The sequence below is a fragment of the Frankia sp. CeTa3Moorea genome (assembly GCF_978021225.1).
In genome coordinates this window covers 1-11,970 of the sequence record NZ_CDXDOR010000150.1, presented here as the reverse complement: position 1 = coordinate 11,970, position 11,970 = coordinate 1, and the positions used below count along the sequence as shown (strand labels likewise).

Annotated in this window: 8 protein-coding genes and 1 tRNA gene; 6 read left to right on the top strand and 3 right to left on the bottom strand. The window is 69.0% G+C overall.

Features of this window, described 5'->3' with window-relative positions; all coding sequences use genetic code 11:
• Positions 1-87 precede the first annotated feature (87 nt).
• Both tnpC and AC08OV_RS20230 read left to right on the top strand, forming a co-directional pair.
• On the top strand, positions 88-1,875 hold the full coding sequence (gene tnpC, locus AC08OV_RS20235) for an IS66 family transposase (RefSeq protein WP_476620113.1): 1,788 nt from the start codon (positions 88-90) through the stop codon (positions 1,873-1,875).
• Between the two features lie 772 nt (positions 1,876-2,647).
• Positions 2,648-4,315, top strand: coding sequence for a recombinase family protein (locus tag AC08OV_RS20230; protein WP_476614676.1), 1,668 nt, complete (start codon positions 2,648-2,650; stop codon positions 4,313-4,315).
• Here the strand turns inward: AC08OV_RS20230 and AC08OV_RS20225 are convergent.
• Together AC08OV_RS20225 and AC08OV_RS20220 are read right to left on the bottom strand one after the other, a co-directional pair.
• Positions 4,297-4,381: transfer RNA gene (locus AC08OV_RS20225), tRNA-Leu, on the bottom strand. The two genes, AC08OV_RS20230 and AC08OV_RS20225, sit on opposite strands and share 19 nt — an antisense overlap.
• Before the next feature lie 226 nt (positions 4,382-4,607).
• Positions 4,608-5,576 (bottom strand): ParA family protein, encoded by a 969-nt coding sequence (locus AC08OV_RS20220; RefSeq protein ID WP_476614675.1) that lies wholly within the window; start codon positions 5,574-5,576, stop codon positions 4,608-4,610.
• Between the two features lie 217 nt (positions 5,577-5,793).
• Here AC08OV_RS20220 and nifJ point away from each other — a divergent pair, with 217 nt between their 5' ends.
• From nifJ to AC08OV_RS20200, 4 genes are all read left to right on the top strand, one after another.
• Positions 5,794-9,315: a pyruvate:ferredoxin (flavodoxin) oxidoreductase gene (gene nifJ / locus AC08OV_RS20215; protein WP_476614674.1), complete on the top strand. Its 3,522-nt coding sequence runs from the start codon at positions 5,794-5,796 to the stop codon at positions 9,313-9,315.
• A 260-nt stretch (positions 9,316-9,575) separates the two neighbouring features.
• Positions 9,576-10,175: a heme-binding beta-barrel domain-containing protein gene (locus tag AC08OV_RS20210; protein ID WP_476614673.1), complete on the top strand. Its 600-nt coding sequence runs from the start codon at positions 9,576-9,578 to the stop codon at positions 10,173-10,175.
• A 188-nt stretch (positions 10,176-10,363) separates the two neighbouring features.
• Positions 10,364-10,792, top strand: coding sequence for a GNAT family N-acetyltransferase (locus AC08OV_RS20205; protein WP_476614672.1), 429 nt, complete (start codon positions 10,364-10,366; stop codon positions 10,790-10,792).
• 160 nt (positions 10,793-10,952) lie between these two features.
• Positions 10,953-11,666 (top strand): metal-dependent hydrolase, encoded by a 714-nt coding sequence (locus tag AC08OV_RS20200; RefSeq protein ID WP_476614677.1) that lies wholly within the window; start codon positions 10,953-10,955, stop codon positions 11,664-11,666.
• Positions 11,667-11,773: 107 nt separating this feature from the next.
• Here the strand turns inward: AC08OV_RS20200 and AC08OV_RS20195 are convergent.
• On the bottom strand, positions 11,774-11,970 hold a 197-nt coding region (locus AC08OV_RS20195), incomplete at its 5' end, for a hypothetical protein (RefSeq protein WP_476614671.1).

Sequence of the window (11,970 nt, the reverse complement as noted above, 5' to 3'; positions counted from 1 at the left end):
TTGGTTTTACAGTCCCGTGGGCGGCGGTAGCCCGCTGATCTTGGGGTTTGTGTTGAGGGGACACGTCGCGGTCGTTGCTTGATCCTCGTGGTTGGGCGTGGAGGATCAGGGGTCGTGGCTGACCCGTCTGTGTCGTGGGAGTCGCGTCTCGCGGCTGCCGAGGCGCGGATCGAACAGTTCGCGGCCGGGCAGGCAGCGGCCCGGGCTGCGAACGACCGGTTGGCCGCGGCCAACGAACGGCTGCGGCGAGTCGTGGAGGGCGCGGCCGCGCGGCGTGAGGTGGAGCTCGGCGCGGTGCGGGCGGAGCGGGACCGGGCATGCGCACGGGTCGAGGAGCTTGAGCTTGAGGTCGCTGACCTGCGTCGGCGGGTGTCGATGGACAGCACGAACTCCTCCACCCCGCCCTCGAAGGAGCCGATCGGGGCGAGGGCCGCCCGCAGGGCCCGGCGGGCCGAGGAGAAGAAGGCCCGGGCGGCCGACGACGATCAGGCAGGCGGGGACGGGGAGGCCGGGGGCCGGCAGGTCCGGTCGGCCTCGGAGCGGGTCCGTTCGAAGGACAGGAAGCCGGGCGGGCAGCCGGGTCACCCGGGTGCCGGGCTGCCCCGGGACCCGGCCCCGGACCGCCGGTTACGGGCGGACGAGCCGACCGAGTGCTCGTCGTGCGAGGCGGGCCTGGCCGGTGGGCAGGTGCTGGCGGACATGTGGACGCAGGTACGCGACGTGCCCGAGCCGCGGGTCGAGACGACCGAGTGGGCGCTGCCGCGCAGGCGGTGTGGCTGCTGCGGGAAGATCACGGCGGCGAGGGTGCCGGACGTGCCGTGGGCGACGGCGGGCTCGGTGTGCTACGGGCCGCTGATCGGCGGCGCGGTGGTGCTGCTGGGCAACGAGGGCAACGTCCCGCTCGAGCGGACCGCGCTGGTCCTCAACGGGATGTACGGCACGGCGGTCTCGACCGGCTTCGTCGCGCGGACCCTGCAACGCGCCGCCGAGGCGCTCGCGGCCCGTGGCTACGACGAGAAGATGAAGGCGGCGCTGCGCGCCGAGCCGGTGCTGTGCGGTGACGAGTCCCCGGTCAACGTCCTGCGCAGGGACCTCGACGAGGCCACCGGCAGGCCGACCGAGGGCGCCCCGCACCTGCTGGCGCTGCGGACCCCGTGGCCCGGGCTGGTCTGGTACGCGGCGATCCCCTCCCGCTCGTCGGAGGCGATCGACGCCACCGGGGTCCTCGACGGCTACACCGGCTACCTCACCCGCGACGACTACGCCGGCTGGCACCAGTACGACACCCAGGTCGCCGGCGTGCAGCTCTGTTGCCAGCACCTCATCCGAGGTCTGCGGGCGGTGCTGATGCTCGCGCCGAACATCCAGAAGTGGGCCGGCCGGCTCATCGAGCTGTTCCGCGAGGCGAACGGCCTGGTCGTCGCCGCCCGAGCTGCCGGGTGCACCCGCCTCGACCAGGACGTGATCGACGGGCTGCGGGCCCGGTTCGACCGGGACGTCGAGGTCGGCCGGCTGGCGAACATGTCCCGGCCCTGGAAGGACGGCAAGAACCATCCCGGCCTGGTCCTGGCCCGCCGGCTCGCCGCGAAGGCCGACCAGGTCTGGCTCTTCCTCACCGACTTCAAGATCCCTTGGACGAACAACGCCGCCGAGCAGTCGATCAGGCTTCCCAAACGGCACCAGGCCGTCTCGGGCTACTGGCACACCCCGACGACCCTCGCCGGGTACCTGCGCGTGCGCTCCTACCTGGTCTCCACCCGCGACCATGGCATCCGCCCGATCGACGCGATCAGGATGCTGCTCGCCAGCCGGCCCTGGCTACCCACCCCCCGGGCCGCTCTCGCCGAACCGGACGGCCTCGCGGTCGCCGCCTAAATCAACATCAACACAGAGGTGCTGGGACCGTCACCTCTGAATGGACACATTCGCGGTCCTCAAGAACTGGCACATATTCGACCGTTTCCGTGGCTGCCCACGCCGCGTCGGCACCTTCGCCCAGGCCGTCCTCGTCCTCGCCACCGAGGGCCATTAGAACAACCAACTTTGAAAAGGCTCCGTGTGTCCCTGGCGGGTTCCCAGGCAGGTATTCGTAGCAGGGAAGAGTTTCGGGAAGGTGGCCGGGACATCAGAACCCAGCCTTTCCCCATGACCCACCTGCCCATCGTCACAGGCTGCTCCCAGATGCCGATCTACCTGCCCCGTTGGGGTGCCGCACGTCGGACCCCGCGCAGAACACCACCCTTTCTCCACCCTGGGCCCACCCTCCCCTTCGCCGCGCCAAAGCCGCGCCGATGACCAGGCCAGGACAAGACGCAAGCTGCTCCCCGGATGATGCGGAGAGCTCGGTCGACCATAAAACGTCCCCCGACGGTCCTGGACCCGCGCTGAATGGACGGCAGGCGGATAAGCATCCCCACGGAGCTGGACGTTACTATCAAGACACCCAAGGCGACGAGGTCTTTCTCATACTCCTCCCGGACGGGCCGCCGACCCTCACCCCCTCGGCGGCACGGGCCCTGCTGCGTATCCTGCTGGCAGCACAATCCGCCCGTTCCGGCCGAACACCCGGGACCGCAGCGAACATGCCGCGGAAAGATCCGCCCACCTCAGACTCATCCGCGTCGCCTCACCACAAAGGACCGCACCCATGATCAGACTCGCGTTTTACGGCAGGGTCTCCACCGAAGACCAGCAGGATCCAGAGGCCTCCCGTAACTGGCAGATCGCCCGCGCACGAGCCCTGACGGAGAAGCACGGGGAGATCGTCGCCGAGTACTTTGACGTCGGGCACTCCCGGTCCCTGCCCTGGAAGCGCCGTCCACAGGCCAGCCTGCTACTCGACGCCCTCCGGAACCCCGATCGGGGTTTCGACGCGGTTGTCATCGGCGAGCCGCACCGGGCGTTCTACGGCAACCAGTTCAGCCTGATCTTCCCGCTGTTCACCCACTATCGCGTCGCGCTGTGGGTGCCCGAGGTCGGCGGGCCGATCGACCCGACCTCGGAAGCCCACGACCTGATCATGTCAGTGTTCGGGGGCATCTCGAAGGGAGAACGGAACCGCATCAAGATCCGGGTGCGGGCCGCGATGGCGGCCCAGGCCAAGACCGAAGGCCGCTACCTCGGCGGCCGGCCGCCCTACGGCTACCGGCTCGCCGACGCCGGCCCCCACCCCAACCCGGCCAAGGCCGCCGACGGCCGCCGGCTACACGTCCTGGAACTCGACCCGGTCACCAGCCCCATCGTGGCCAGGATCTTCTCCGAGTACGCCGCAGGCCGCGGGCTGTACGCGATCGCCGAGGGACTCACCGCCGACGGCATCCCCAGCCCGTCCGCGCATGACCCCGCCCGCAACTCCCATCGCACGGGGAAGGCCTGGTCGAAGGGAGCGGTTCGCGCGATCCTGACCAACCCCCGCTACACCGGCCGGCAGGTCTGGAACCGCCAGCGCAAGGACGAGGTCCTCCTCGATGTCGAGGACGTCAGCCTCGGGCACACCACCAAACTGCGCTGGAACCCCTCGGACAAGTGGGTCTGGTCCGAGGAGCCGGCCCACCCGGTGATCGTGGAGACCGAGCTGTTCACCCAGGTGCAGCAACTCCTCGCCGGTCGGGGCAGAGGGCCCGGCGATCAGAAGGCGCCGCGTACGCGGCAGCCATACGCGCTGCGGGGGGCGTTCTACTGCGCTGTCTGTGAGCGGAAGATGCAGGGACACACAGCCCGCGGGGTCACGTACTACCGCTGCCGCTACCCGCAGGAGTACGCCCTGGCGAACACGATCGTTCACCCGACGAACGTCTACGTCCGCGAAGATGCCGTCCTACCGGCACTCGACCGGTGGATCGCCGAGGCGCTCGCGCCGCCGCAGCTGTCCGCCACCCTCGATGCCATGGTGGCCGCCCAGGCCAGCTCATCCACCGACGACCTCGCCGTGCAGAGAGCCCGCCGGGCGATCGAGGAAAGTAACACCAAGCTGGCCCGCTACCGGTCCGCCCTCGACGCTGGAGCCGACCCGGCGCTCATCGCCGGGTGGATCGCACAGGTCCAAGCCGAGAAGACCACCGCCGAGCGGGAGCTGCGCGAGGCCAGGGAGATCGACGAGCGGCGGCTGACCCGCAAAGAGATCGCTACTATGGTGGAGTCGCTCGGCGACATCACGAGCGCTCTCAGCGAAGCGGAGCCCGCCGAGAAGGTGGACCTGTACCGCCAGCTGCGCCTGCGACTGACCTACCAGCCCACCACCAGCACAGTGAGGGCCGACATGAAGATCGACACATCCTACTGTGGGGTAATGGATCGTGTCCGAGGGGGGACTTGAACCCCCACGCCCGTTAAAGGGCACTAGCACCTCAAGCTAGCGCGTCTGCCATTCCGCCACCCGGACAGGTGGTCGCGGATGTCTCACCCGCGAACGACTGCGATGTTACACGCTCCAAGGGGGTGGTTGTCGCTACCCCCGACCACCAGACGATCAAGTCCCGACTTGCGAGTTCTGCCCCGCTTCGACGAGAACGAGAAGCGGCAGGATCACTACTCGAGATGTGTCTCGGAGAATGTCGATCATGACTGGCTGGGCGCCGGGGCCTCTGGACCTCGCCTACGCGACGGGCCTACGCGACGGGCTTACGTAACGGACCCGCCCCGCGGCTGGCCGCCCCGACCCGCCGGAGGAACTCCTCGACCAGGCTGATCAGCTCCCGGGCCACCTCGGGCGGGAGATCTGCGGACAGCACCGCCGGCAGTTGGGTTCCAGCTGCTCCGGCGAAGCTCCGGTTACTTACGCGGAGCATCGACTCGAACACTGGAAGTCCGAGACTCGATGCCTGGTGGATGTAGGGCCGCAGGAAGCTGGTCGGCTGACCGCCGTAGTACTGGACCATCATGAGAACAACACCGAGCACCCGCGGTTCGAGTCGTTTCACGGCCGGATGCATCCCGGACTGCAACTCCGCGACCCTGTTGTGCTCCCAGACGAACCGGCCCAGTCTGCTCATCAGATGTTCGATGCCCAGCGTCGACAGGTTGTCCGGCCGGGCCGGGATGAGCAGGTGGTCGCAGGCGGCGATCGCGGCCCGGGTGATGACTCCGAAGTTCGGCGGGCAGTCGATGAGCACAAGGTCGTAGTCGTATGTGGAGAAGGACGCCAGCCCGGTGGCCAGCCGCTGGTAGACGTCGAAGTAGTACCTGGTGGACCGGTGGGCCCGCGCCCCGCCCAGCCTGGCGGTGAGGTCCATCTCGATGTCGCCGAGCGAGAGGTGCGACGCGAGCAGGTCCAGCGTGCCGCCGCCCGCGGCGACGACGGCGTTGACGACCGACGGTGTGGTCACGTACCCCGCGAGGGGCGGTGGGGTGGTCTCCGGCCGCCACGACTCGAACCACGCCTTGACGGTTCTCCGGTGGTCGGCGAGGTCCGTCCGCCAGGTCTCGGGCCGGTAAAAGGAGAAGGTCAGGTTCGCCTGCGGGTCCAGGTCGATCATCAGTACCCGTCTCCCCAACCGGGCGATCGCGGCGCCGATGTTTGCGGTGAGCGTGGTCTTGCCTACCCCGCCCTTGTAGCTGGCGATCGCCACGACCTTCACCGCATCCTCGCTCCCGGTCGCGCGCTCCGCCCGGCGGCGGAGGGACGTCGTGCCTCCTCGGCCGGACCCTCAAGCTTCCGCGTCCGGTTCACCAGCAGACTACGGCTGTTTCTGGATCGGTCACGTGGCCGGGAGTCGGATACTGGTGACTTCCGCCTTCGGGGACGGGAAGGAAGTCCCCCCTCGATCCGTCTCCGGACGCCTGAGTCTGGGATGCATGGGTCAGAAGACGATCGATGGGAACGAGGCCGCCGCGTTGGTGGCCTACCGGACGAGCGAGGTGATCGCGATCTATCCGATCACCCCGGCGTCGGCTATGGGGGAGCTGGCCGATGCGTGGGCGGCGAAGGGCCGCCCGAACCTGTGGGGCGCGGTGCCCGAGGTCGTCCAGCTGCAGAGTGAGGGTGGTGCCGCCGGCGCGGTGCATGGGGCGTTGCAGGCGGGTGCGCTGTCGACGACGTTCACCGCCTCGCAGGGTCTCCTGCTGATGCTGCCCAACATGTTCAAGATCGCCGGTGAGCTCACGCCGATGGTTCTCCACGTCGCGGCCCGGACCGTGGCCACGCACGCACTGTCGATCTTTGGTGATCACAGCGACGTGATGGCGGCGAGGTCAACCGGTTTCGCCATGCTGTGTTCGGCGTCGCCGCAGGAGGCGCATGACCTGGCCGCGGTGGCGCAGGCGGCAACGCTCGAGTCGCGGGTGCCGTTCCTGCACTTCTTCGACGGTTTCCGCACGTCGCACGAGCTGAACGAGGTGGCGTTGCTCGACGACGGCACGCTGGGTGGTCTGCTGGCGGCCGAGCATATCGATGCCCATCGCCGCCGGGCGTTGTCCCCCGACCGTCCGGTGATCCGGGGCACCACCCAGGATCCCGACACGTTCTTCCAGGCCCGGGAGGCGTCGAACACGTTCTACGCCGCGGTTCCCGGGATTGTGCAGGGGGTGATGGACCGGCTGGCCGCGGCGACGGGCCGGGCCTACCGCCTGTTTGAGTATCAGGGTCATCCCGAGGCCGAGCGGGTCGTGGTCGTCATGGGGTCGGGTCGGTCGGCGGTGCGGGAGGCGGTCACCCGGCTGGTCGAGCGAGGCGAGCGGGTCGGGTTCGTCCAGGTCCGCTTGTTCCGTCCCTTCGACGGCCGGGCGTTGCTCGCGTGCCTGCCCTCGACGGTGCGGTCGGTCGCGGTCCTGGACCGGACGAAGGAGCCGGGCGCGTCGGGTGAGCCGTTGCGGCTGGACGTCGTCGCCGCGTTCGCGGAACGGCCCGAGCGGATGCCGCGGGTGATCGGTGTCCGTTACGGGTTGGCGTCGAAGGAGTTCACCCCGGCGATGGCGGCGGCGGTGTTCGACGAGCTGGCCGGCGCGGCGCCGCGCCGGGAGGTGACGGTGGGTATCCGCGACGACGTCACGGACCTGTCGCTCGAGGTGGACGACGACCGTGTCCCGGAGCCGGATGACGTGCTGCGGGCGGTGTTCTACGGGCTCGGTAGCGACGGCACCGTGGGTGCCACGCGGGCGACGGCCGGTATCGTCGCCGCTCGCACGCCGCTGCACGCGCAGGCGTACTTTGTGTTCGACTCCAAGAAGTCGGGGTCGATGACGGTCTCGCATCTGCGGCTGTCGCCACGACCGGTCGACTCCCCGTGGCTTATCCAGAACGCCCAGTACGTGGGCTGTCATCAGTCCTCGCTGCTGGAACGGGTGGACGTGCTCGCCGTGGCCGCGCCGGGTGCCACCGTGCTGCTCAACAGCCCGCATGCGCCGGAGAAGGTGTGGGACTATCTGCCGGCCGACGCGCAGCGGCATCTGCTTGACCGGGGCGCGCGCCTGTTCGTCGTCGACGCCGACCGGGTGGCGAAGCAGGCCGGCATGCCCGGGATCGTAAGCCCGGTGCTGCAGACCTGTTTCCTGGCGCTGTCCGGTCTGCTGGACCGCGACGAGGCGATCGCGGCGGTCAAGGACGGGGTCCGCGCCGCCCGCGGCAAACGCGGTGACGCCGTGCTGCAGCGTAACTTCGCCGCCATCGATGCCGCGCTCGACGCCTTGCACGAGGTCGACCTGCAGGCTCGTGTGGTCACGGGGCAGGCGCGCCGGCAGCTGCTCGGCGAGGCGCCCGCGTTCGTCCGGCAGGTGACGGCGCGGATCATGGCGGGGGAGGGGAACCTGCTTCCCGTCAGCGCACTACCGGCTGACGGCACCTTCCCCGTCGGGACGGCCCGGTACGAGAAACGCGGCCTGACCCGCGAGCTTCCGGTGTGGGATGCGGACCTGTGCATCGACTGCGGCAAGTGCGCGATCTCCTGCCCGCACGCCGCCATCCGGATGACGTTGTTCGAGTCGGCGCAGCTCGCCGGCGCGCCAGCGTCGTTCCGGCACAAAAAGCCGAAGGACCGCACCCTCGCGGCGTTCCGGCTCGCGGTGCAGGTGGCACCGGACGACTGCACCGGCTGCGGCATCTGCGTCGAGGCGTGCCCGGCGAAGAGCCGGGAGATCGAGGGCCATCGCGCCCTGGACATGGTCGACGCCGCACCCCGCTTCGAGGAGGAACGCGCCGGATGGGCGTTCCGCGAAACGCTGCCGGCGGTCCCACCGGCGCTCGCCCCACCGGACACGGTCCGCGGCTCGCAGCTACGGGAGCCGCTGTTCGAGTTCTCCGGCGCCTGCGCCGGCTGCGGGGAGTCGCCCTACCTCAAACTGCTCACGCAGCTGTTCGGTGACCGCATCATCGTCGCGAACGCCACGGGATGCTCGTCCATCTACGGCGGCAACCTGCCGACCACACCCTGGTCGGCGGGCACCGACGGCCGCGGCCCGGCCTGGGCGAACTCGCTGTTCGAGGACAACGCCGAGTTCGGGCTCGGGCTACGCCTCGCGCTCGACACCCGGGCCCGCGAGGCCCGCCGGCTGCTGCGCGCACAGACCGCGACGGTCGGCGGCACGCTCGTCGAGGCGCTGCTCACCGCCGACCAGTCGACGGAGGCCGGCATCCTCGACCAACGCCAGCGGGTGGCCGAACTACGCCGACGGCTGGCCACCGTCGACCACGACACCACCCTCGACGCTGTCCTCGACGACCTCGTCGACAAAAGCGTGTGGATCATCGGTGGGGACGGGTGGGCGTACGACATCGGCTTCGGCGGCCTCGACCACGTGCTCGCGTCGGGGCGCGACGTCAACGTGCTCGTCCTCGATACCGAGGTGTACTCCAACACCGGTGGGCAGGCGTCGAAGTCGACGCCGCGCGCCGCGGTCGCGAAGTTCGCCGGCGGCGGCAAACGGACCCGCAAGAAAGACCTCGGGCTGCTCGCCGCCGCCTACGGCGACGTGTACGTCGCGCAGGTCGCCCTCGGCGCCAACGACCAGCACACGGTGAAAGCCTTCAACGAGGCGGCCAGCTGGCACGGCCCGTCCCTCATTGTCGCCTACAGCCACTGCATCGCCCACGGCATCACCATGACCGACGGCATGGCCCACCAGAAAGCCGCGGTGAAATCGGGATACTGGCCGCTCTACCGGGTCGACCCCCGCGCGGAAAGGCCGTTCTCCCTCGACTCGCGGGCACCGTCCATCCCCTTCAGCGAGTTCGCCGCCACCGAGTCCCGGTTCACCCTCCTCAACACCGTCAACCCCGACGAAGCCGACGAGCTCGCGGCACTCGCCCAACGCGACATCCTCGGGCGCTGGCAGACCTACGAACACGAAGCCGCCCACCCCCGCAACACCACCACGCAAAACTGAAGCGGCGCCGTGCCCACCAAAGTGGCGCCGTGCCCACCAAAGTGGCGCCGTGCCCACCAAAGTGACGCCGTGCCCCATGAGACCAGTGAAATATTCGATCTTGATGGCGGGTCCGTGAGCACGGTGAATGTGCCGTCTTGCGCGTCTTGAGAGTCGCGCAACAGCGGCTTGCAGGAATTTGACAGTAATGTCGAGATGTTCCGGGCTTGTTCCGGGATTGTGCCGGCTATAGATGGTTCCTCGCCCAAGGAGGGTTCGCCTTGACGGAAAAGACGGGAAAGTCTGGGGAGACGGGAAAAGCCGGCCCGGAGTTCGGTCCGTTGGCGGCCCTGGCCGGTGAGTGGGAGGGCAACCAGGGGGTGGACGTTGCCTTCGGCAACGCCGAGGGCACGATTATCGAGACCCCGTACCGCGAGCGGGTCACCTTCAAGCCCTTCGGTCCCGTGGACAACGGCCCGCAGTGTCTCTACGGCCTCGACTACCACATGGCCGCGTGGCGGGCCGGCGAGGAGAAGGCGTTCCACACTGAGATCGGCTACTGGCTGTGGGACGCCGATCTCGGCCACGTCATGCGGTGCTTCATGGTGCCCCGCGGTACGGTCCTGATCGCTGGTGGTGCCGTGGCGCCGGACGCGACCGACTTCACCCTGCGGGCGCAGGCCGGCTCCCTCACATACGGTATCCTGTCCAACCCCTACCTGGCTTGCGCGGCGAACAGCATCCGCTACGAGGTGAGCATCACCGTCACCGATAACGGGAGCTTCGCCTACACCTCCACGACCACCATCGATCACGAGCGGGTGTCCGACCCGGTCGCCCATACGGACCGCAACGTGCTGCGGCGCCTGTCCGACGCTTAACCGCCCGGCTTAACCGCTTGGCTCAGCCGCTTGGCTTATCGGCTTAGCCGCCCGGCGTACCGAGCGAAGTGTGTGCCTCGGCCTGGCAACAACGGACCGCCGCCACGCCGTATCTTCATCATCGGGAGCGCTTGTAGCGGCTCGGAAGTCTCGTTCTGCCCCGGCCCGGGCCCGCGGGTCGTCCTCGCGTGGCCGCGGCGACCGACAGAGACCTGTTGTTGGCCTGGGTCACGGCGTTCCAGGAAGAAACCCGTGGGGTCGCCGGCAATGCGGAACACACAGCGAGGCAGGCCGACGAGCGACTCAGCTATGGTGGCTTCACCCTGTGGGAGGTTGACGGGGCGCCGGTCTCGGTGGCGGGGATTACCCGTCCGGTGAGCGGGATGGTCCGCATCGCGCCCGTTTATACTCCTTCGCGTTTCCGGCGAAGAGGCTATGCCGGGGCTGTGACGGCAGCGGTGAGCCAGGCTGCGCTGGACGCGGGAGCGCACGAGGTCCTGCTGTTCACCGATCTGGCTAATCCGACCAGCAACGGCGTGTATCAGCGGCTCGGCTTCGAGCCTGTTGGAGACCGCGTAGCGCTGCTCTTCGCGTCAGCACCCGCGCCTGGGAGCTGACCGGAACATCAAACTCGCGGACGACCGGTCTGACGAGCTGGATCGATGACCACACGCGGGGCCTGCTTGCCACGGGACAGCCGAACGTCGCTCGGCGCGCGGCGGCTGGATCGGCTGGATACAGTCTGACGGTGCTGATCATTCAGGTTGAGCTGCCATGATGGGGCGGACCCACGCCCTGAGCGGGGCGGTGGTCTGGCTGGCCGCCGCACCCCTGCTGTCCCGGGAGCAGTGGTTGGGCTCGCACGCGGTGTCCTTGTCCTCGTCCCAGGTGATCGCCGGCGCGGTGGTGTCCGCGGGCGCGGCGCTTCTGCCCGACATCGACCATCCCAACGGTCGGATCGCCAACACCTTCGGGCCGGTCACCCGGGTTATGTGCAGGTGGATCAGCAGGGCCGCCGGTGGCCACCGGCACGCCACCCACTCGATCCTCTTCGCGCTCGGCATGGGTGTGGTCATGGGCCTGCTGGCCGCCCGTTTCGAGTACGGGTGGTGGGCCGCGCTGTTCGTCCTCGTGGGCTTCGGGCTACGTGGGCTCGGCCTGGACTTCGAGAAGCACGAGCACTGGTCGTCCGTCATGGACTGCGTGACCGCCGGGGTCGCTGTCTTTCTCATGCACGGCATCGACATGAGCTTCGCCGGCTACGCGGTCACCCTGGGCTGTCTCGCCCACCTGGCCGGGGACTGCCTGACCCCGCGCGGCTGCCCTCTTCTCTGGCCGGTCACCTGGCGGATGGAGACAGTCCTGGTTCCCCGGACGGACGGCAGGATCGAACACTGGGTCGTCGTTCCGCTTCTCGCGGTTGCCGCGGTAATCCTGACCGTGCGAGCCGTGACGGGCGACGCCGTGTCCCACTGGCTCACCGCCGGTTGAGACACCCGGCGCCCGCCCCGCGAACGCCGGCCGGCGGGCAGCGGACTGCCCGCCGGCACGGGGAATCGAACGCCGGCTCGCGGCGTCGACTCACCCCGCACTCGCCGTCACCCGTCATCGGCACTCGATTCTCCACTTGTTGAGCCTGACCAGGCTGCGTAGCCGCAGGCCACCGATGGTGCTGCCATCAGGCGGAAGCCGATCAAAAACCTGGCGAGCATCGGCAGACATCGCTGCCCGAGGCTGGGAGCTGTCGGCTGCCACCGGAACCTGTCAAGATTTTTGAGGCAAGATTCTTTGTGGA